Annotated in this window: 22 protein-coding genes; 7 read left to right on the top strand and 15 right to left on the bottom strand. The window is 63.5% G+C overall.

Translation table 11 applies throughout. From position 1 onward, the window contains the following. Positions 1-26: 26 nt before the first annotated feature. The 4 genes from B0G73_RS14165 to B0G73_RS14155 all read right to left on the bottom strand — a co-directional run bounded on the left by B0G73_RS14165 (position 27) and on the right by B0G73_RS14155 (position 3,900). Positions 27-941, bottom strand: a complete 915-nt coding sequence (locus tag B0G73_RS14165) for a 3-hydroxyacyl-CoA dehydrogenase family protein (protein WP_106281690.1) — start codon at positions 939-941, stop codon at positions 27-29. A gap of 153 nt (positions 942-1,094) precedes the next feature. Then, complete coding sequence (locus B0G73_RS14160; protein WP_106281688.1) at positions 1,095-1,394, bottom strand: hypothetical protein; 300 nt, start codon at positions 1,392-1,394, stop codon at positions 1,095-1,097. Positions 1,395-1,838: 444 nt separating this feature from the next. Continuing rightward, on the bottom strand, positions 1,839-1,997 hold the full coding sequence (locus B0G73_RS40475; RefSeq protein WP_166678917.1) for a hypothetical protein: 159 nt from the start codon (positions 1,995-1,997) through the stop codon (positions 1,839-1,841). Positions 1,998-2,484: 487 nt separating this feature from the next. Next, positions 2,485-3,900, bottom strand: a complete 1,416-nt coding sequence (locus B0G73_RS14155) for a hypothetical protein (RefSeq protein WP_106281884.1) — start codon at positions 3,898-3,900, stop codon at positions 2,485-2,487. 530 nt (positions 3,901-4,430) lie between these two features. On the opposite strand from B0G73_RS14155, the gene B0G73_RS14150 reads away from it, so the two are divergent. Beyond that, the gene (locus B0G73_RS14150; RefSeq protein WP_106281686.1) at positions 4,431-5,540 is read left to right on the top strand and encodes an AGE family epimerase/isomerase; all 1,110 of its coding nucleotides are present in this window, start codon (positions 4,431-4,433) and stop codon (positions 5,538-5,540) included. Between the two features lie 63 nt (positions 5,541-5,603). Next, positions 5,604-5,927: an HNH endonuclease gene (locus B0G73_RS14145; RefSeq protein ID WP_106281684.1), complete on the top strand. Its 324-nt coding sequence runs from the start codon at positions 5,604-5,606 to the stop codon at positions 5,925-5,927. Positions 5,928-6,013: 86 nt separating this feature from the next. On the opposite strand, the gene B0G73_RS14140 is transcribed toward B0G73_RS14145, so the two are convergent. Further along, entirely contained in the window at positions 6,014-6,289 is a 276-nt protein-coding gene (locus tag B0G73_RS14140) for a hypothetical protein (RefSeq protein WP_106281682.1), read from the bottom strand. Between the two features lie 218 nt (positions 6,290-6,507). Between B0G73_RS14140 and B0G73_RS14135 the strand changes: the two genes are divergently transcribed. Then, the gene (locus B0G73_RS14135; protein WP_007178724.1) at positions 6,508-6,711 is read left to right on the top strand and encodes a cold-shock protein; all 204 of its coding nucleotides are present in this window, start codon (positions 6,508-6,510) and stop codon (positions 6,709-6,711) included. Positions 6,712-6,823: 112 nt separating this feature from the next. On the opposite strand, the gene B0G73_RS14130 is transcribed toward B0G73_RS14135, so the two are convergent. Next, complete coding sequence (locus tag B0G73_RS14130; RefSeq protein WP_106281680.1) at positions 6,824-8,446, bottom strand: methyl-accepting chemotaxis protein; 1,623 nt, start codon at positions 8,444-8,446, stop codon at positions 6,824-6,826. A 269-nt stretch (positions 8,447-8,715) separates the two neighbouring features. Between B0G73_RS14130 and B0G73_RS14125 the strand changes: the two genes are divergently transcribed. From B0G73_RS14125 to B0G73_RS14115, 3 genes are all read left to right on the top strand, one after another. Next, on the top strand, positions 8,716-9,150 hold the full coding sequence (locus B0G73_RS14125) for a PaaI family thioesterase (protein WP_012428699.1): 435 nt from the start codon (positions 8,716-8,718) through the stop codon (positions 9,148-9,150). 121 nt (positions 9,151-9,271) lie between these two features. Beyond that, positions 9,272-9,574, top strand: coding sequence for a helix-turn-helix transcriptional regulator (locus B0G73_RS14120; protein ID WP_106281679.1), 303 nt, complete (start codon positions 9,272-9,274; stop codon positions 9,572-9,574). Between the two features lie 58 nt (positions 9,575-9,632). Next, on the top strand, positions 9,633-10,985 hold the full coding sequence (locus tag B0G73_RS14115) for a pyridoxal-dependent decarboxylase (RefSeq protein WP_106281677.1): 1,353 nt from the start codon (positions 9,633-9,635) through the stop codon (positions 10,983-10,985). 243 nt (positions 10,986-11,228) lie between these two features. On the opposite strand, the gene B0G73_RS14110 is transcribed toward B0G73_RS14115, so the two are convergent. The 9 genes from B0G73_RS14110 to B0G73_RS14070 form a co-directional block, all read right to left on the bottom strand. Continuing rightward, a complete protein-coding gene (locus B0G73_RS14110; RefSeq protein ID WP_012428702.1) occupies positions 11,229-12,077 on the bottom strand; it encodes an ureidoglycolate lyase in 849 nt (282 codons plus the stop codon). Positions 12,078-12,133: 56 nt separating this feature from the next. Then, entirely contained in the window at positions 12,134-12,877 is a 744-nt protein-coding gene (locus B0G73_RS14105) for an SDR family oxidoreductase (protein WP_106281675.1), read from the bottom strand. A gap of 44 nt (positions 12,878-12,921) precedes the next feature. Further along, positions 12,922-13,752, bottom strand: coding sequence for an amidohydrolase (locus tag B0G73_RS14100; RefSeq protein WP_106281674.1), 831 nt, complete (start codon positions 13,750-13,752; stop codon positions 12,922-12,924). A 7-nt stretch (positions 13,753-13,759) separates the two neighbouring features. Continuing rightward, positions 13,760-14,800, bottom strand: a complete 1,041-nt coding sequence (locus tag B0G73_RS14095; protein WP_106281672.1) for an aldo/keto reductase — start codon at positions 14,798-14,800, stop codon at positions 13,760-13,762. A 117-nt stretch (positions 14,801-14,917) separates the two neighbouring features. Next, a complete protein-coding gene (locus B0G73_RS14090; RefSeq protein WP_106281670.1) occupies positions 14,918-16,237 on the bottom strand; it encodes a UxaA family hydrolase in 1,320 nt (439 codons plus the stop codon). Between the two features lie 42 nt (positions 16,238-16,279). Next, on the bottom strand, positions 16,280-16,612 hold the full coding sequence (locus B0G73_RS14085) for a UxaA family hydrolase (protein WP_181196545.1): 333 nt from the start codon (positions 16,610-16,612) through the stop codon (positions 16,280-16,282). 25 nt (positions 16,613-16,637) lie between these two features. Beyond that, positions 16,638-17,633 carry an ABC transporter permease gene (locus B0G73_RS14080; RefSeq protein WP_241975011.1) on the bottom strand — a complete coding sequence of 332 codons (996 nt, stop codon included), beginning with the start codon at positions 17,631-17,633 and terminating at the stop codon, positions 16,638-16,640. Between the two features lie 49 nt (positions 17,634-17,682). Then, positions 17,683-19,203 carry a sugar ABC transporter ATP-binding protein gene (locus B0G73_RS14075; RefSeq protein WP_106281666.1) on the bottom strand — a complete coding sequence of 507 codons (1,521 nt, stop codon included), beginning with the start codon at positions 19,201-19,203 and terminating at the stop codon, positions 17,683-17,685. A gap of 8 nt (positions 19,204-19,211) precedes the next feature. After that, complete coding sequence (locus B0G73_RS14070; RefSeq protein ID WP_106281664.1) at positions 19,212-20,261, bottom strand: sugar ABC transporter substrate-binding protein; 1,050 nt, start codon at positions 20,259-20,261, stop codon at positions 19,212-19,214. Positions 20,262-20,534: 273 nt separating this feature from the next. Between B0G73_RS14070 and B0G73_RS14065 the strand changes: the two genes are divergently transcribed. Further along, a complete protein-coding gene (locus B0G73_RS14065) occupies positions 20,535-21,323 on the top strand; it encodes an IclR family transcriptional regulator (protein ID WP_106281662.1) in 789 nt (262 codons plus the stop codon). Positions 21,324-21,369 lie beyond the last annotated feature (46 nt).

The following is a 21,369-nucleotide window of genomic DNA, read 5'->3' as shown; positions in this document are numbered from 1 at the left end:
TTTTAAGCCTCGCCCTTTCGCGTCAATCAACCTCGACTAATCACACGCTTGCGCCCTTGCTTCACCTGCTCCAGATGCGCATCGTCCCAGTCATGGAAACCTGCGCCGCTGCGCACGCCGACACGGCCTGCTTTGACGTGCTCACGCAACAGGTCGAGCACGTCTTCGTCCTTGGCCAGTTCCGGCATCAGATGGGAAGCGATGTCGAGGAAGGTGTCGAGGCCGCCCATGTCCGCGCCTTCGAGCGGTCCGACGATTCCCCAGCGGCGACCCAGCGACGCCTTCATCACGCGATCGATCACGTCCGGCGTCGCCGCGCCCGAGCGCACGATATTCAACGCCTCGCGCAGCACCGCGAACTGCAACCGGTTGCCGACGAAACCCGGAATCGCCTTCGCCAGCACAACGGGCTCCATGCCGATCGCACTCATCAACGCAGCCGTCTGCTGCGTCACTTCGGGCGCGGTCGCCGTGCCCGGCACGACTTCGACAAGCGGAATCATGTGCGGCGGATTCCAGAAGTGCGCGATCACAAAGCGGTCTTTCGCCTGCAACGGAGCGGCGAGTTGATCGGGATGAAAACCGCTGGTGTTGCTCGCGAGAATCGCGTCGCCGGCCAGCAACTGGGTCAGCGCCGCATACAGGCGATGCTTCAGTTCGAGGACTTCGGGAATCGCTTCGATCACGAATTGCGCCGATGCCATCACGTCGAGTTCGGCATGCGTTTCGATGCGCGCCAGCGCCGCCTGTTTGGCCGCCGGGTCGATGCGGCCGGCGTCGATCAACTCGTCGAGCACCGCCTCCGCCTTCGGCGCGACGCTCGCGAGCCGTGTCGGATCGACGTCGTGAACGACCGTCCTGTGGCCATGCAACGCGCTTTGCGTCGCAATGCCGACGCCCATCAACCCCGTACCCACTACGCCGATCACTGCGTTGTCCAAGCCGCTCTCCTGCTGCCGTCGATAAAGCGTTCAAGCATAGCGCAGCAAGCCGATTCGTAAGTCCGAACGTGACAAAGCCGGTCTTCCGCGAGGAAAGACCGGCTTTGTGCACTTCAGGCCGACGCCGCATCGTGCGGCGCCGTCACGCGCGAATTAGTAGCGCGGGGGCGGACGATGGTCGTCGCGGTGATGCGGATCGTACTCGTGCGGGTGGTGACGCATCCAGTCGTCGTGCGCCCAATAGCGATGGCCGTCGTAATAACGATCGCCGTGCCAGCCGATATTGATCGACACGCCCACCGGCATCATGTGCGGCTGACCGTAGACCGCCGGACCCGGGCCGTTTTCGACAACCACGCGTTCCTGAGCGAATGCACTGCCGGCCGCGAGCAATGCGCCGCCTGCCAGCAAGGTTGCGATGATTGAACGCGATGTCTTGTTCAAGGTTTTCATAGTGACCTCCCATCAAAGTTTTGTATCAAGCCAGCGTCCGTGCTCGAGATCGACCTGAATCTGCATTTTCAGGTTCGCACCAGACGCCGTACGCTTGAGACCAACTTTAGCGGCGCCAACCGCATGAAGGCGTGAGCACTTGTAAGCGCTCATTTCATAGAAAGGGACCGATGGCCAACGCGCATTTTGCCCGTCCCGCCCTGCGTACAAAGCCATGCGCTATGCCTGGGCCACGCGGACCCGGCGGCCATCTTTTCAGGCGCCGTTACATTCATTTCGGCCGGGAAATATTCGGGAGAAGCCTTGAAGGACGAAAGCGAGTCTTAAAAACAAAAAGCCACGGTACGCGTTTCGCGAACTGTGGCTTCAACAGTGATGCAATGCGCACCCGAAGTGCGCGCCCGTACGCGGTTACTCCGCGCTAGGGCCGGTACCGCTTTGCTTTTAGTCGCTCAGCTTGACGCCGAACAACGTACCTTGTGCTTTACGGACGCGCTGTGCTTCGCGGCTACGCGCTTCGTACGAGTAGTCCGAATCCAGCGGCAGATGGGGCGACGCAAAGAGGTCGCTGACCTTTTGGAACAATGCAAAAATGAAGCTCATGGCGACTCCCGGTTAGTTACTGCATTTGCTAGGGTTTTCCCTTAAGAAGAAGTATAGGGTTTTCCCTAGGCAAAAGCTAGTGCAATGCAGCAATTTTTCGGTGTGGTGCGTTGTCGCAGCGTATTTTTCACATGTTGCGTTGCATCATGACAACGTCCCTGTTTTTGATTTCCAGGGTCGAAAGGGGCTGAGTGCTGCGGCGGATTCGACGCCGGCTCTTTTACTGGGCACCAACGTTCGACTCGCCGCGGCCTTGCGTGGGGTGATTACGGCCGCGTCAATGGCGCCTAGGCGCTGACTGGCCGGACTTGTCAGCGTGCGCGCCTTCTACGGACACGATCAGCCCTCGCAGCGTCCGCGCCAAATTGTCTTGCGACTTCACGCGGCGACCGTTGCTGAAAACCGGGTTCCGGGCACGGACAGCGCCCAAGGATAGGAAGGTGGACCACCGCAACCGGCTTGTCGCCGGCGCGGCGCTTACGGAGTGTCAGTGCGGGCTAACCGCTTTCTGCTTGTGTCCATGCTGCGCCCGCGTTGCGCGCCTCGCATGTGTCGGCGTGGCGGCGGCTTGCTGGGGCGCCGTGAGCGTTGCCGCAGCCACATCGGAAGCGGCATTGGTGGCGGCAGCGGTCGCCATCGCCAGGTGCGTGTCGAGCAAACTGGCCATGGCTGCCTGCTGGTTCTGCATCATCTGCTCGATGCGCTGCTGCTGGGCGCTCGTTTCACGCGTGAGGCGCATCAGCAGCACGGTTTGCGTGATGCCGATCGCGACCGTCACCAGCAACGCACCGACCACGATCGACAGCATCCATTTCATGCGCCGCGAATGATCGGTCGCGGCGTGACGCTGATCGGCGATCACGCCATAAAGTGCGTCGACGGTATCGGCAAATGCGGTTGCCCGCGCGCGATCGAGTTCCGGCGCGGCGCGCAGCGCAGCGGCGGCCGCTTCGGCACGCCGTGCTTCCCGCCAAGGCGTGGCGAACGCCGCGTTAGCCTGTGCGGACGTTGAGGAATTCATCGACGTCTCCGACGCCGTGCTGTTCGGCGCAGCGATTGCAGCTTCCGTCGGCGCCCTATGCGGGTTCGGCACCGCGCCCGGCTTGGACCCTTCAGCAGCAGCGTCCGGTTGTGCCGACCCAGGTTCGTCCGTTGCGCCTGTCACGTTGGTCGCAACCGCGGCCTGTTCTTGCGAAACCGATGCCGCACCAGAAGCCGAAGCCGCCTTTCCAAAAGTCGCCGCGAACCGTTGCGTCGACTTGATACCGCCAGTGGTCGACACCGCCGTCACACCAGCCATCGCATCCGGCTCGGCCGCGTGGCGCAGCGCGGTCACGCTGCGCGCCACGGTCGCTGCCGCCATCGCCGGGGTAAGCGGCGCCGATGCATCGCGCGCCGGTGTCGTCGAGTTGTCCTCTGCAGACGCGGCCGTGTCCGCTGCCGGCTTCGCATCGCCCAAAGCCAGTTCGCCGACGGGAGAAGCCGCCACCACTAAAGGCTCGATTTCGAGCCCGCTCAACAGCGCGTTGACCGGCACCGGTTGGTCGTCGGGCTTGGCAGCGCGTGGCGCACGGCGCGCGGCCCGCGCGTCCACCAACGCGTTGTCGCCGCCATCGATCGCACCGACCGCTGCCAACACCACATCAGGTAATTCGAAACCATGCAGCGTGCCTTGCCGGATATCGATATTCATCGCTTCCAGCGTGGCGCGGGTGGGATCATCGGGGAACAGGTCGAGCGTGCTGTCGTCGCGGGAGGCGTCGCTCAATTGCGCGAGGCGTTGTGCCGAGCGCGCGGCGCGCGCCAGCTTGTTTTCAGTTTCGGTCGGGACGGTGGCCTGGCGGCGCTTCTTCGAAGCGACGCGCTGAGGCCGGGACTGCGTGGATGCTACGGAATCTGCCATAGAGAAAAAAGCGGTCGTCGCCGGAAAGCGGGCGCCGAGCACCGCTCGTCAATGCCGTTGGAATTTTTCGAGAGCGCATTGTCGCATGGCCGCCCGCGCCCGCCGAAGCCATTCGGCGAGGATTTTCAGATTTCAGGAAGCCGCGTCGTCCTGCCGGAACTGCTTGACGCCATGCAGTTGCCGCAAGCACGCGGCGGCCACCATCAGACGGGCGATGAGTTCCAGATTCCCGAGCATTGTTCTCCCTCCTCAGCGGTAATTATCTGAAGTAGTCTCCGCACCGGTGACGCAGTGCCAGTGCGAGCCGTTTGCTTTATGCTAAGCCGCACGTCGCAAGGCGGGTCGCGCGGGCGGGTCGCACGACTGGTCGCCATCCTGATTTTGCGGCTGCCGGGTTGCAAAACAGGTAGCATCCAAGCTCGTTGGCAGGTTCGCCGGCACCCGCGCCGCGCTGAAACTCAGGCCACGGAAGCAACAAATATGGCCGCCGTCGCTTCGCTTCGAAATACCCTGTTCGCCCCATTTTGACTATGCAGAGCATGAACCCACCCGCCGCTTCCACCCTCGCAATCGCCGCCAATCTGCGCGATCACTTCACAGGCGTGGTGCTGCCGATCTGGCGCGGCCCGGGTTTCAATACCGCACTGAAGCTGCCCTACGAAGCCGTCAGCGCCGAAGGTCATCAGCCGCTGCCCACCGAGCGCTATCGGGCCATGGCCTGCGCGCGGCAGTTGTTCGTGTTCTCGCAAGCAGGCGACCCAGCCCATGCGCAGGTACTGTTCGAAGCGTTGACGCATACCTTTCAGGACACGCGCGACGGTGGATGGTTCTACAGCGTGGATGCGCAAGGCGCACCGCTCGACACCACCAAGGACCTGTACACGCACGCGTTCGTGGTGTTTGCCTGCGCGGAGTATGCGCGGCGCTCCGGCAATCGCGACGCGCTGGAAATCGTGCATCGCACGTCCGCGCTGATCCAGTCGAACTTCGCCGCCGCGGACGATCTGTTCAACGCCGCGCTGAACGCGGATTTCTCCAGCGTGACGGGCACGCCGATCCAGAACCCCTTGATGCACCTGACCGAAGCTTGGCTAGCGGCTCGCGAAGCCACGCACGACAACGCTTTCGACGCCGCGCTGCGGCGCCTCGCCGGCGCGGTCGCGCAGCGCTTCGTGCATGCGCCGACGGGCTGCATCGCCGAATTGCCGATCGGCGCGGACGACAACCGTCTGGAACCGGGGCACCAGTTCGAATGGTTCTGGCTGGTGAAACAGGCGGGCGCCGTGTTCGAAGGCTCGGGTCTCGCCGAAACCATGCCGCGCGCGTTCAGCTTCGCGCAACAACATGGCGTGGATCGGGAAACCGGCGGCGTGTACGCCTCGCTCGACGAAACCGGCCGGATCAAAGACGCGACCCAGCGGATCTGGGCCCAAACCGAATATTTACGCGCGCTGGCGAGCCATGGCGAACCGGCGGCGCGCGCCGCGCTGCCCCGGCAAATCGAACTGTTCCAGCAACGGTTCCTGCGTCCGCAGGGCTGGTTCGAATGCAAAACGCCGGCAGGTGAAGTGGCCCGCGCCGACATGCCGTCGACCACGCCCTATCACCTCGCCACCGCCTATGAGGCGCTGCCGGCGTGAACGCCGCCGGCCAGGCCACACAACGGTCGAGCGCCAGAGACTCTGCTAGCCATTGGTGAGGCCATGGCCAGGAAACTTGCTGAACCTTGGTATCGACCACCGCCTGTGGACGAAATCTGCCCGCTCTGCGGGCGGCCGATCCCGGCGAGCCAGCGCGACTTGCATCACTGGGTGCCGAAAACAAAAGGTGGCAAGGAAGTCGCCGCCCTACACCGCATTTGCCACCGCCAGCTCCACGCGCTGTTCACGGAAGCCGAACTGGCGCAGCGCTATTCGACGGTCGAGGCGCTCCTCAGCGACGAGGCGGTACGCACCTTCGTGCGCTGGGTTCGCAGCAAGCCGAATGATTTCTACGGGCGCACGCGCCGCAGTGGGCGCAAAAACTAAGCGTCGAACGGACCGATCGAAGCCGGCTGAACGCCGGCCGCGATCTCGCGATGGGACGCGGGCACAAAAGCCGACCGCCCGGTCGATCAGTACTCTTCGCGCTGCCAAGGGCTCCAGTCGCTGTCGGCAGATTTAAAACGCATATAAGTTGCGCTGTGCCCGGTGGGGGTGTCCGAGGTGTCGCCGTGCGGCTTCTGATCGGTGACGTGGAGGGCGAAAGCCTGGCGGTCTTCAGTGTCGACCGTGATACGGCCGACCGGGTCCAGGGTGCCTTCCTGAGGTGATTTAGACTCCAATATCGCCAGATAGGGGGTCAAACGACTCCAGAACGAGGTAAGTTCTTCTTGCAAATAATGTGTCAATGTTTTTCCTGGAAGAGTAATACGAGCAGTTTACCCTACCTGCGGGAACAGCCTTCCAACTGCTTTCCAGGCCTCAAAAAGACCGGGGCGGGGGAATACCCGAATACTGGTTGGTTGGCGTCCGTCATTAAGACGTGATACAACTCCTACTTCGCGCTCGATCTCGTGTTGAGAAATAGCGGTCGCGAATGCAACACACAACATTTACTGGATTAAAAATGGCAACAGGTACTGTGAAGTGGTTTAACGATGCAAAGGGCTTTGGCTTCATCACGCCGGACGACGGCGGCGAAGACCTGTTCGCGCACTTTTCGGAAGTTCAAGGCAGCGGCTTCAAGTCCCTGCAGGAAAACCAAAAGGTGACGTTTGAAGTTAAGCAAGGCCCGAAGGGCAAGCAAGCTGCGAACATCCAGCCGGCCTAAGTACCGTCAGGTACGTTGAGGCACCCTTAGGCGCTTGCGTCTAATGCAAAATGGCCCGCTTCGGCGGGCCATTTTCTTTGTCTGACGATTTCTTTTTGCGCCTTTTCGCGGTCTAGATTGCGCGCATACCGGCTAACCAAAAATCAGCCGATTGCCCTTGCACTTCGTCGATTTGTTGCATCCGCAACACAGTTTCAGAAATTTCGAAGACGGAAACAGCCTGTTTCAATTGCTGAGTCTGCTGATGCAGCGAAGCCGCCGCCGCTGCAGCCTCTTCGACGAGCGCCGCGTTCTGCTGCGTCATCTCATCCATTTGCACGACCGCCTGGTTCACCTGCTCGATGCCGGTGCTCTGCTCGAGCGACGACGCGCTGATCTCCGCCATCATCTGCGTGACGCGCGAAATCGAGGCGGACACGTTGCTCATCGCCGCGCCGGCGTGCTCGACCAGCGTCGAACCGCCCTGAATTTCGGCGACCGATTCGCTGATCAGCGTTTTGATTTCCTTCGCCGATTGCGCGCTGCGCTGCGCGAGGCCGCGCACTTCGCCCGCCACCACCGCGAAGCCGCGCCCCTGCTCGCCCGCGCGCGCCGCTTCGACGGCCGCATTCAGCGCGAGGATGTTGGTCTGGAAGGCGATGCCGTCGATCACCGAAATGATCTCGGCGATCTTGTCCGAGCTCTGCGCAATGCCGCGCATCTTGTCGACCACCTCGTTGACCACTTCGCTGCCGCGCGAGGTCGCCTCCAGCGCGGTCTCGGCGAGCGCGTTGGCCTCACGGGCATGCTCGGCGTTCTGGCGCACGGTAGCCGTCAGTTCCTCCATGCTCGACGCGGTTTCTTCAAGCGACGCCGCCTGGTTTTCGGTGCGCGCCGACAGATCGGCGTTGCCAGTCGCGATTTCGTCGGCGCCGAGGTGGATCGAGTCGGCGGATTCGCGCACGGTCTGCACCGTGCGCGCCACGCTCGCCTGCATTTTTGCAAGGCCCGAGAACAGCCGGCCGATTTCATTGGTGCCGCGTGCGGCGATCGGTTGGTCGAGACGGCCGTGCGCGATCCGGTCGAAGTGACGGCCCGCTTCTTCCAGCGGCGCCACCACGCCGCGCCGCAGCGCCGCGTACACGGCGAACGTGCCGGCTACCAGCGCCAGCAGGATCACGATGCTGACGGCACGGAAGGTCGCCATGCGCGTGTCGATCGAATCGAGCGATGCGCGGCTTGCCGTGTTGCCGAACTGCACGAAGTTATGCAACTCGCCGAGGTACGCGTCCTGGAACGACTGCGTCGGCTGATCGAGAAAGGCCTGGATGTTGTTCGAGTCGAGAAACTGCACCAGTTCCGCGAGCGCGTCGTGCAGCTTTTTGTAGCGCTCGGCGAGCGCGGCGGCGCGGGCGCCGTTTTCGTCGCCGGTCTTCGGCGCGCTCATGAAGGCCGCGAACGACTGGTCGGCGGCCGTCAACTGTTCACGGGCGTGCTGCACGATATCGGCCGGCTCGGAGCCGCCGCGCACCATGCGCGTCCCGGCGCGCGAGAGGTTGATGCGCGCGTCCATCAAATGCTGGGTCGTTTCGTTGACCGCGTCCACCTGCTTCAGGGCGATGTTCGACAGATCGCCCACGTCGTCATGCGTACGCGTGAGCGACCAGAATCCCAAACCTATCGTGACAAGCTGGAAAACGCAAAACGCGGCCAGAACACACAACAGGCCGGATGCGACCTTGATCTTGCTGAACATCGTGAATACCTGAAGACAAAGAATGACGGGAGCTACGTCAGGGTTAACGGCATAAGCGCGCCGCGCTTGAGGCCAATTCCATCAAAGATCGCCTTACGCCCCCTTTTCATCGGCCAACGTCAGCATTGCAATCAATTCGCGCAACAATGCGCCGCACGAATTGCCGATTCACCTTGACGCGGTGCATGCGCGCTTCCTAGAGTGGGTAGGGACTGCACGACGCAGGCCAGTGCAGATTGCCACCGCGGGCCACGCCCGAAGGAATCACAATGACCGACCTCCTCGACCGGGCGCGCGGCGCACTGCATGCCCAGCCGTTCAGCATGCTGTTAGGCGCCGAGTTGATGCAGACAAGCACCAGCGAACTCACGCTGAGCCTGCCGATCCGCGACGAACTGCGGCAGCAGCACGGCTTCGTGCATGGCGGCGTCATCAGCTATCTCGCCGACAACGCGCTGACCTTCGCGGGCGCGCTGCTGCTCGGGCCGAAGGTCGTGACCGGGGAATACAAGATCAATTACCTGCGGCCGGCCATCAACGGCACGCTGATCGCTCGCGCGAAGGTCGTCTACGCGGGCCAGCATCAGGCGACCTGCCAATGCAACGTGTATGTGATGGAAGGCAACCGCGAAAAGCTGATTGCCGTCGCACAAGGCACGGTCAACCGGATCAGCGAAAACGGCGAGCACGAACACGCGGGCTGACGTCACGGCACCTGGATGAACCATCTTTAGCGCCGCCTTCGGGGCGCTTGTCCATGCGTTGTCATTTAGCTAATATGCGAAACGTTATCGATTGATGGCTCCGTTCCACACGCACCGCTTCATGACAGACGAACTTACCCGCATCAACGCGCTCGCCAATGCAAGCCGCCTCGCCGTCATGCGCTGGCTGAAAGAGCCGACGCGGCATTTCCCGTATCAGGACCACGCCGATATCGAAACGGTCGGCGTGTGCTGCACGTTTATCACCGACAAGCTCGGTATTGCGCCTGCCACCACCACGCGTCACATGCGCATCCTCGCCGATGCGGGACTCGTGCGTGCGCAGCGGATCGGCAAGTTCACGTACTACAAGCGCATCGACGCCGAATTGCAGAAGCTCGGCCGCGATCTCGCCAATCTCTAGGCGCGTGGCCTTCTTGAGGCTGCCGCGCCATCACGTTATCGATACTTGAGGGACCCCTATGAACGAACTTGCTCTGATTGCCGACGCCGACCGGCGCGCGCACGCTTACCTCGCCGATATCGGCAAGCGCCGGGTCTTTCCGGACGCAGCCGCGCTCGCGCAACTCGCCGCCTTCGACGAAGCCTTCCCGCAACATGGCCACGCGCCCGCCGACGTGCTGCGTCTGCTCGACGAAAGCGGTTCGCCCGGCACGGTCGCGTCGAACGATCCGCGCTATTACGGCTTCGTGATCGGCGCGGTGCTGCCGGCCGCGGCGGCGGCCGAGCGTCTGATGGGCGCGTGGGACCAATGCGCGTCGACTTTCGACAACTCGCCCGTCGCGGCCACGTTGGAGAAAATCGCGGCGCGCTGGGTGCTCGACGCGCTGGATCTGCCGCGCGAAGCGGCGGTCGGCTTCGGCACCAGCGCCACGGCATGCACGCTCGTTTGCATCGCGGCCGCACGGCGCGCGCTGCTCGCGCGCAAGGGCTGGGATTTCGACAACGATGGCCTGGACGGCGCGCCGCCGGTGCGCGTCGTGATCTCCGAAATGGCGCACATCACCGTCAAGAAGGCGTTGCGCGTGCTCGGCTTCGGCATGAAGCGCGTGATCAGCGCGCCAGTCGATGAGCACGGTCGCATCGATCCCGCGCAGCTACCGCCGCTCGACGACATGACGATCTTCTGCGTGCAAGCGGGCGAAGTGAACACCGGAGAGTTCGATCCGTTCGCGGCAGTGATTCCGCGCGCCAAAGCCGCCGGCGCGTGGGTTCATGTGGATGGCGCGTTCGGTCTGTGGGCGCGGGCATCGTCGAAACGGGCGCTGACCGATGGCATCGACGGCGCCGACAGTTGGACCACCGACGGCCACAAGTGGCTCAACACGCCCTACGACGGCGCCATGGCGATCTGCCGCGACGCGCAGGCACTTTCATCGGCGATGAACAGCGACGCGGTCTACCTGACCGGCGCGCACGACGCGCAGAAGAACGTGAACCTGGAGTTCTCGCGCCGTGCGCGTGGCATTCCGATCTGGGCGGCGCTGCGTTCGCTCGGACGCAGCGGCGTGCAGGAGATGGTGGACCGGCATTGCGCGCAGGCTGCGCGGATCGCCGAAGGTCTGCGTGGTGCCGGATTCGTGGTGCTGAACCGCGTGGTGCTGAATCAGGTGCTGGTACGTGCGAAGACCGACGCGCAAACGGTCGCGATTCGCGAAGCGGCGCAGGCATCGGGCGAAACGTGGTTCGGTCAGACTGTCTGGCAAGGCCGGCCGGCGTTTCGCATCAGCGTGTCGTCGTGGCGCACTGAGGATACACACGTCGATCAGTTGGTGGCGCTGCTCGCAAGACTGCTCGCCGAACACGGCGATTGAGCAGTCGTGTGAAATACACGCGTCGCGATCATTTGGCGGCGCCGCGCGCAAGACTGCTGGCCAAACACGCCGATTGAGCAGCCTGCCGAAAACGAGTGCGGCGATGGTTAGGCCGCGCCGCACGCGCGACTGCGAATAGAGAGAGACGCGCGTAAGCGGCAGCGGCGCACACAAAAAAGCGCCTCCTGCTTATTGGTGCAGGAACCGCTGTTCTTCATGCCCCGCGAAGCCCGCAGGCGCGAATCACTCCGCCGCGTACGTCTTCTGCGTTTGCTCGCCCAGCCCTTCGATACCCAGGCGAATCGTCTGACCCGGCTTGAGAAACACCGGATTCGGCTTCACGCCCATGCCGACACCCGGCGGCGTGCCGGTTGAAATCACGTCGCCCGGTTGCAGGCTCATGCACTGCGACACGTACGACACCAGTTTCGCGACGCCGAACACCATCGTCTTCGTGCTGCCGTTCTGATAGCGGTGGCCATCCACTTCGAGCCACAGGCTCAGGTTCTGCGGATCGGCGACTTCGTCACGCGTGACGACCCACGGACCGATCGGGCCGAACGTGTCGAAGCCCTTACCCTTGTCCCACGTGCCGCCCTTTTCGATCTGCCATTCGCGTTCCGACACGTCGTTGATCACGCAGTATCCGGCAACGTAATCCAGCGCGTTGGCTTCGTCGATATATTTCGCCGGCTTGCCGATCACCACGCCCAGTTCGACTTCCCAATCGGTTTTCTTCGAGCCGCGCGGAATTTCAACGTCGTCGTTCGGGCCGCTGATCGCGCTGGTCCACTTGTTGAAGATGACCGGTTCGGCGGGCACCGGCAGATTCGATTCGGCCGCGTGATCCGCGTAATTCAAGCCGATGCAGATGAACTTGCCGATCTTGCCGACGCACGGACCCATGCGCGGATTGCCTTCGACCAGCGGCAGCGAAGCCGGATCCAGCGCGCGCAGTTTGGCGAGACCTTCGTCGGTCAGCGCGGCGCCGTCGATATCGGCGACCACTTTCGACAGATCACGAATCTTGCCTTGCGCGTCGAGCAAGCCCGGCTTTTCCTGACCTTTCGGCCCATAACGAAGCAGTTTCATCCTGGCACTTCCTTTCAGTGGTGTTCGGTTCGTGGTTCGGCTTGGGTCGCCGTGCGTCAGTTCGACCAGCCGCCGTCGATCACATGCGCGTGGCCCGTAGTAAACGACGACTCGTCGGACCCGAGATACAGCGCCAACGCGGCGATCTCTTCCGGCTTGCCGATGCGGCCCATCGGCTGACGCGCGACAAAGGCCGCCTGCACGGCGTCCAGCGTCGCGCCTTGCGCCTGAGCCTGCGCGACGATCCGCTGTTCGAGCGACGGCGAAGCCACCGTGCCCGGGCAGATCGCGTTACAGCGTACACCACGCGTGATGAAGTCCGCAGCAACAGACTTGGTCAGCCCGATCACCGCAGCCTTGGAAGCGCTATACGCGAAGCGGTTAGGTACGCCCTTCACGCTCGACGCCGCCGACGACATATTGATGATCGAGCCGCCGCCGTGCTCCAGCATGGCCGGCAGGAACGCGCGGATCATGCGGTACATGGCCTTCGCGTTCAAATCGAAGGCAAAGTCCCAATCCTCTTCGCTGCATTCGAGAATATTGCCCGCATGCACGAAGCCCGCGCAGTTGAACAGCACGTCGATCGCGCCGACTTCGGCGGCCAGCGCCTTGATCGCCGCGTCGTCGCGCACGTCGAGCTCGCGCGCCTCGACCGGCTTGCCCGCGAGTCCGTCGATGCGGATATCCGTGGCGATCACACGCGCGCCTTCGCGTGCGAAGAGTTCGGCGGTGGCGAGTCCGATGCCTTGTCCTGCCGCCGTGATCAAGGCCGTCTTGCCGGCCAGTCTTTGTGTCATCTACGACTCCAGTTGAATGGGCTGTTGCTTGTCTCTTCCAGAAATCACAATCGATAAAACGCGGCGGCATTGCCGCCGAAAACCGCTTCGCGCTCGCCGTCGCTCAACGACGTGAGCAAGGTGTTCGCCACCGAATGCCAGAGCAGATAGTCGCCGTTCAGATCGAGCACTGGCCAGTCGCTGCCCCACATCAAACGCGCCGGACCGAATGACTTCAGCAGATGCTCGGCATACGGGTGCAGCGTTTCCTCGGTCCAGCCCGGCGATGCTTCGGTGACCAGGCCCGACAGCTTGCAATGCACGTGCGGCAGTTGCGCGAGCCGCGTGATTGCGTCGGCCCAGCTCTGGTAGCCCGCGCGTCCGTAGCGGATCGGCGGCTTCGCCCCATGATCGACGACGATGCGCAGCGCCGGAAACCGCTTGGCGAAGGTTTCGAACGGCTCGACGTGGCGCGCGTAAATGAGCGCGTCGAACGCGAGGTCGTGCGCGATCAGCGCTTCGATGGCCGGCGCGAGATCGGGGTTGGCGATCCACGTATCGTCCGGCAGATCCTGCAGCATCGGCCGCACGCCCTTGAACTTCGGCTCATGCGCCAGCGCTTCGATCACCTGCGGCGCGGTGGGCAGCAACAACGGCACCCAGCCGACCACGCCGGCAATCGACGGCTCATGGCGCGCCAGGTCCAGCAAATAACGCGTCTCGTCGATGGTCGGCGCCGCCTGCACCACCACCGTCCGTTCGATGCCCGCGCGTTCGCGCAATGGCTTGAGATCCTCCGGGCCAAATGTCCGGTACAGGATTTTCAGTTCCGGCGTGAGCCACTCGTAATCGCCACGAGCGGGATCCCAGTAATGCTGGTGGGCATCGATATGCATCGTCAACTCAATCCTCCGGCGCGGGCGCGCGGCTGTCGAGCAAGCCTTCATCACGCAACGCGGACCATAAAGCCGCGGGGATCGGCTTCTCGAACGACGCGGCGTTCTCGCGCAATTCATCGGCACTGCGCGCGCCGGTCAACACAGTGGCGACCGCCGGATGCGCATACGGAAACTGTAAGGCGGCGGCTGCCAGCGGCACGCCGTGCGCACGGCACACCGCCTCCAGCCGCGCGACGCGCTCGATCACTTCGGGCGGCGCCTCGCCGTAATTGAACTTCAGATCACCTTCGACACCGCGCGCCAGAATGCCCGAGTTGAATGCGCCGCCTAACAGGATGCTGACGCCGCGTTTTTCACAAGCGGGCAACAGATCGTCGAGCGTGGTCTGTTCGAGGAGCGTATAACGGCCCGCGAGCAACGCGCAATCGATATCGAACTCGGCCATCGCATCGAGTATCACCGCGCCTTCGTTGACGCCGAGTCCGACGGCCTTGATCGCGCCAGAAGAGCGCAACGTGTCCAGCGCGCGAAAACCGCCGCCTTCTGTCAGTTGCCGCCAGTAATGGGGATGGTTGTCGCCGTGCGTGACACGGCCGATATCGTGCACCAGCAGAATGTCGATATCGACAATGCCGAGGCGCTGCTGGCTATCTTCGAACGAACGCAGAATGCCGTCGTGGGTGTAGTCGTAGATTGCTTCGAATGGGAGCGGGTTTTGCCAGCCTTCCTTGTCGTCGAAAGGCGTGGTGCGCGGCACGAAACGGCGGCCGACTTTGGTGGACAGCAGATATTCGCCGCGCGGATAGCGCCGCAACACGTCACCCAGACGATGCTCGGCCTTCGTGTTGCCGTAATGCGGCGCGGTGTCGAAATAGCGCACGCCGGCGTTCCACGCCGCAGCGATGGTGGCGTGAGCTTCTTCGTCGGACAGATCGCGGTACAGGCCGCCGAGCGGCGCCGTGCCGAGTCCCAAACCGGTCACCTGCAGCGGCCCGCGGCCGATGCGGCGCCGTTGCCCGATCTTCGATCCGATCGTTGCGGTCATTGAACGCGTCTCCAGTTTGTCGTGTTTTACCATGCATGGGCGAGGTTTGCCCACGGCGCGTGCGGCCTGCCGCTAGCCATGACCGCGAATGAGCCGCTCTGCGCGGCTCGGCGACGCTCAGTGCGGCTCGATCGCGACCACGCGATGCTGCGCTGCGGCGCTCGACGGCAAGCAAGCCGGTCCGACCGGCTCGAACGTCTTGTACGTCAGAATGAATTCCTGATGACCAAGCGTCTCCGACTTCGAAGCCGCACCGCACGAGACCGCCACTGTCTGCTCGAACACTTCGCGGCCTACTTCGTCGAGCGTGCCACGGCCTTCGAGAATGCGGCCTGCATCGACATCCATGTCGCCGGAGAGGTTGCGATACGTCGCGGGATTCGCGCAGACCTTGATCACCGGCGAGATCGCCGAGCCGACCACCGAACCGCGCCCCGTGGTGAACAAAATCACATGCGCACCGCAGGCGATCAGCTCACCGATCTCCGCGTTATCGCTGATGTTGGGGAAACCGAAGCGCGGCTCGCCGTCCGGCACCACGTCGAGCAGATACAGTCCGCCCGTTGGCGGAATATCGCCCGGCTTGATGATGCCGACAATCGGCGACGCCCCGCTTTTCGCATACGCGCCCAGCGATTTCTCTTCCTGCGTGGTGAGGCCGCCGTCCGCGTTGCCGACCGCGAAACTGCCGTGGCCAAGAATCGAGTAATAGCGCGCCGCCTTCGCGACGCAAGCGACGATTTCGTCGCCGAGCGCCGGACGCGCCGCGCGCGTCTTCATATGGAATTCGCAGCCCACCAGCTCGCCGGTTTCCTCGAAGATGCAGGTCGCGCCCGCGTCGATCAGATGATCGAACGCGCGGCCCACCGCCGGATTCGCCGTGATGCCGCTGGTGCCGTCCGAGCCGCCGCAGATTGTGCCGATCACCAGTTCGCTCAGTGCCATCGGCACTTTCCGCTGCGCGGCGAGTTGCTGGCGCGCGCCGCGAATCCAGTCGACGCCGTATTGAATCGTGCTGCGCGTGCCGCCCTTTTCCTGGATCGTCAGCACTTCGACGGGACGGCCGCTCGCGCGCACCACGTCCACCAGATAGTGCTTGTTCATGCTCTCGCAACCCAGCGACACGAATAGCACCGCGCCTACGTTGGGATGCGTGGCGAGCCGCTCGAGCATCTTTTCCGCATAGCCGTTCGGATAGCAGCCCGGAAAGCCTATCAGGTGCACAGGCGGTCCGCGTTCAGCGGAAGGATCGTCGAAGGCGTCGAGCGGTTCGCGAAACTGCGTAACGATCTCGCGCGCGACGTGATGCGCGCACTCGACCAGATACGCCACCGCGACCACATTGCGGATGCCCTTGCGGCCATCGCGGCGCAGATAACCCTCAAGCGCGGGCTGCTGCGTGGCGACAGGTGGAGATGATACGGAAGTGTCAGTCATGATCGTTCCAGCGCGGCGCAAGGCCACTTCGTTGTGCGCACATCAGTGATGGACGAATTCGTGGCCCGCGTCGTGCGTGTACGTCGGCAGGTAATCGCTTTCGAGGTTGTGCGTATGCAGATGCGCACCACGTGCCACGGCTTCTGTCACATGACCGATCACCGCGCCGTAGCGCAGCACCTTGTCGTCCTTCGCGAGTTCATGGCGCGCCACCTTGTGACCAAGTTCGATGGTTTTGGCGAGCGTCACGCGCTCGCCCTCGATCTCGATCTGCGTGCCGCCGTCGAGGCGCGCCGCCGCGATCAGGCAGTTGTCGGTTGGACTGAGCAGGATCAGGCGTGGATCGGTTTGCAATGGCAACGGGCGGCTGATCAAATGAGTTCTCCAAGGTGCATGTGCATCAGTTCTGCCCTTCGCCGCTCGCAACGCGCGCCACCATCAGCGAGCCCAGAATGATCGCGCCATAGATCGCCTGAATCCAGAAAGACGGCACCTGGGCTAACGTCAGCAGGTTCTGCACGACGCCGAGCAGCAGCACGCCGGTGAGCGCGCCGAACATGGTGCCCTTGCCGCCGTCGAGCGAAATGCCGCCGATCACCGCCGCCGCGAACACCGTGAAGATCATGCCGTTGCCCTGGTTTGCATTGATCGCGCCGACATAGCCGGTCACGATCAGACCGCCCACCGAGGCAAGTATGCTCCCGAGCACGAATACGCCCCAGGTGATGCGCTCCACGCGAATCCCAGCCGCGCGCGCCGCTTCCGGATTACCGCCGATCGCGTACAACGCACGGCCCAGCCGGTGGTAGCGCAGCATGAAGGCCGCGATCGCGAATGCCACCGCGGCGAGCCATACGGACAAAGGCAAGCCGAGCACGATAGTGGTCGCGAGCGCGAAGAACGACGGCGGCATATCGAACAGCGTGCCGCCCTTGGTCGCGCCGACCAGCATGCCGCGCAACACGATCAGCATGGCCAGCGTGACGATGAACGCGTTGAGCCGCAAACGCACCACGAGAAAGCCGTTGATGAAGCCGATCACCGCGCCCACCGCCACGATGGCGAGCAAGCCGGCCGCCGCCGGCCATTGCATGCCGAAGCCCGCGGACGCCGCCGGCATCACCAGCATCGCGCCCACGGCGGGCGCGATACCGACCGTCGATTCGAGCGACAAGTCGAACTTGCCGGTCAGCACGATCAGCGATTCGGCGAGCACGACGAGCGCCAGCGCCGCCGACGCGCCCAGCACACTGATGAGATTCGCTTTCGTCAAAAAGCTCGGGCTGACAAACGCGCCGATCACGATCAACAAAGCGAGCGCGGGCAACAACGCCAGTTCACGCAGCCGGGCGAGTTCGGAGCGCGCGCGTTTGCCTCGCGACGCCGGCGCGGCCATCTGCGGCTGAGCCTGACCTTGCACGGCGCCGAAAGTGGGACTGGGCACACTATTCTTCATGAAGACTGACTCCTTCGACGGATGCGATCAGGTCGTGGTCCTGCCAACCCGCGGGAAATTCGGCAGCGACACGGCCACGGAACATGACCAGCACGCGGTCACAGGTGCGCAGATCGTCGAGTTCGCCGGACACGACCAGCACGGCCTTGCCCTCTTCGCGCACGCGATCCACGACGGAGAGCAACGCTTCCTTCGATTTCACGTCGACGCCCGCGGTGGGATCGATCAGCACGAGCACATTGGGGTTGGTGGCGAGCGCGCGCGCCATCACCACCTTCTGCTGATTGCCGCCGGATAGACCCGAGACGACATGCTCCGGACCTTGCGCGACGATGCCGAGCGCCTCGATCATCTTCTGGCCGAAGGCGTTCTTTTTCGCGGGCGGCGCGATGCCGAATTTGCCGAGCAGACGCGCGATCGTCATCGATGCGTTTTCCGCCACCGATTGCGTGAGCACCAGCCCTTCGTGATGCCGATCCTTCGGCACACAGCCTACGCCATGCGCGAGCGCCGCGGGCACATCGCCGGGTGGCAAGATTGCGCCGTCGACGCTGATCGTGCCGCGCTTGGGCGCGCGCAGGCCCGCAATCGCTTCGGCCACGCTCGTGCGGCCGCTGCTCGTCGCGCCGGTCAAGCCGACGACTTCGCCGCGCTTCACCGTAAACGACACGCCTTCGTAATCGGCGCCGGCCAGTTCTTTAATTTCAAGCGCGACCGCCGTATCGGCGGGCAACGCGGCGCGCGCTGCAGCGTCGGCGACGGCGAGACCGCCGCGTTCGCCGGTCATCGCTTCGATCAGCTGCTCGCGCGGCAACGCGGACACCGGCGCGCTGACGATATGCCGCGCATCGCGCAGCACCGTCACGGCCTGGCAAATTTCATAGACTTCCTGAAGATGATGCGAGATGAAGAGAAACGTCACGCCTTCGCGCTGCAACTCGCTGATACGCCGGAACAGGCGCTTGATCTCGTCGCCGTCGAGTTGCGCGGTCGGTTCGTCGAGAATGATGAAGCGCGCGCCGTACGACAGCGCGCGCGCAATCTCCACCAGTTGCCGCGCTTCCACCGACAGATCGCCGGCGCGGGCATCTTCGCGCACGTCGATCTTCCAGTGATCGAGCAACGTGCGCGCGTCGCGCCGCATGGCTTGCCAGTCGATCACGCCGCCGCGCAACGGCTGCCGGTTGATGAACAGATTCTCCGCCACGCTCAGATCGCGGATGATCGTCGAATGTTGATAGACGCATGCCACGCGCTCGCGCCAGGCGTCGCGATCCGCGATCGATGGCGCGGCCGCGCCGCTGAAACGCACCTCGCCGGTGTCGGGCTTGCGCAGGCCGGTGAGAATCGACACCAGCGTCGATTTACCCGCGCCGTTGCGCCCGACGAGCGCGTGCGACTCGCCGGGCATGACGCGAATGCTCACGTCGTTCAGCGCGGCCGTCGAGCCAAAGCGTTTGGTGACCTCGAGCGCTTCGACGACGGGCACCGAGGACGTGAGTTCGCTCATTGGACCGCTCATTTGACCGTGTTGCCCCACAAGGCTTTGTCGTCGACGTTCGATTTCGTCACGAGCGGTGCGGGCAATTGGTCTTCCAGAATGCCCGGCGCGAGCTGGATGATCTTGCTGCCGTGATCGGTCGGACCTGGCTTGAAGGTCTGCCCCGCCAACGCCGCCTTGATATAGAACAGGCCGTATTTCGCGTACGAGTCCGCGGGCTGCGACACAGTCGCGTCGATATCGCCGCGGCGGATCGCGTCGAACTCTTGAGGAATGCCGTCGTTGCTGACGATCACGACGTGTTTTGCGTCACCAGCGGGAAACAGCATCTGCTTGCGACGCAAGGTTTGCAGCGTCGGCGACAGATACACGCCACCTGCCTGCATGTAGATGGCTTTCACGTCGGGATTCGCGGTCACCAGACTGTCGAGCGCGGTAGCCGCGACATCGCCCTTCCAGGCCGCGGGAATTTCCAATACCGACACGCCGGGATAACCCTTCATGCAAGAGCGGAACGCTTCAGACCGATCGCGTCCGTTGACCGACGCCAGGTCGCCCATGATCTGCACGACCTTGCCCGACTTCACGTGATCGCCAATGTACTTGCACGCCTTCTCGCCGTACGCGTGATTATCCGCGCGCACGACCATCGCGACCTTGCCCTGCGTCGGCGCGACGTCTACGGCGACCACCGGCACGTTCTTCGCCGCGGCGGCGTCGAGCGCGCGGCTGATCGCCGCCGAATCCAGCGGGCCGACCACGATGCCCTTCGCGCCGAGGTTCAGCAGGTTGTTCATGTCCGTGATCTGCTGGACCGGATCGCCGTTCGAATTGACCGGCGCGAGGATGTCGAGACCGCTCTCCTTCGCGTACTTGGGCAGATAGTTGTTGTACGACTGCCAGAACGGCGAGGTCAGCAGCGGCAGACCGAGGCCGATCTTGCCGGCGTCGGCGGCTTGCGCGGCGCCCGTCGCGGCAAGGCCGGCGAGGCACGCAGCGGCTGCCGCGACGGAGAACGAAGTGCGGAACAAACGGCGGGCCGTGAGCGGCCCTTTCGCGAACGACATGGTTGTCTCCAGATATGCGTTGTGGGAACTGCGTGAACCGGGTCTGAGGCCGGCACTTCGTCCTGCGCTTTTTTTATTCGAGTCTTGTCGAGTCTTGGCGACGTTCATTCACCAATGAACGTATTATTCATATATGGACTTTTCGAAGTCAAGGAATATAGACTGCAGGGATCGTCCGTATTTTCCCTGGACGTGCGCCATCTCCGCGAGATTCGTCCCGCACGTACACTCACGCGCCACATAATGAGAACAGCCCAAGGAACCTCCCTCACGATGGACGCAGACGACAAAGACGACGCCGACCGCTACCGCGCTCCGGCGCTCGACAAAGGCCTCGACATCCTCGAACTGCTCGCCGAGCAGAAGGAAGGACTCACGCGCGCCGAAATCACCAAGCTGCTCGGACGCAACGCGAGCGAAATGTATCGCATGCTCGAACGGCTGGTCGCGCGTCAGTACGTGGTGCGCTCGGCGGGGGGAGACCGCTATTCGCTCAGCCTCAAGCTGTATGCGCTCGCGCACCGTCATCCGCCGATGAACCGTCTGATCTCCGAAGCGCTCCCGCTCATGCAGCGCTTTGCCGATGCTGCCGAACAATCGTGTCACCTCGTGGTGTACGACCGCGGCAATCTGCTGGTGATCGCGCAAGTGGATGGTCCGGGTACGTGGGGCATGTCGGTGCGCCTCGGTTCGCGCGTCGGCCTGATCGACACCGGTTCCGGGCGCGTGATGCTCGCGTTTCAAAGCATCGAGCAGCGCGAACAGATGCTGGCCGAGCATACCAAAGTGAAGGGCGAGGTCACGATCGATCGTGACGCGCTCGAACAGGCTTGCGAGCGGATTCGCGCAGCGGGTTTTTCGCAGAAGGACAGCCAGCAGACGTTCGGCGTGACGGACCTCACGTTTCCGATCCAGGGTCCATCCGGCCAGGCGATCGCGGTGCTTACCTGTCCGTACTTGCGGCGCATCGACGAGTATGTTGCCCCGACGCTCGAAGCCGCCACCGTGCTGTTGCGCGAGACGGTCCAGGCACTGTCGATGTTTCACGAGAACGCCGCCTAGCGCGTGATGCGGCTGGTCGAACCTGAGCGGCGGTCGGTCGAAAATC

This window comes from Paraburkholderia sp. BL25I1N1 (assembly GCF_003002025.1).
GTDB lineage: Bacteria > Pseudomonadota > Gammaproteobacteria > Burkholderiales > Burkholderiaceae > Paraburkholderia.
The sequence above is the reverse complement of the archived record's forward strand: the minus strand, read 5'-3'. Positions and strand labels throughout refer to the sequence as shown.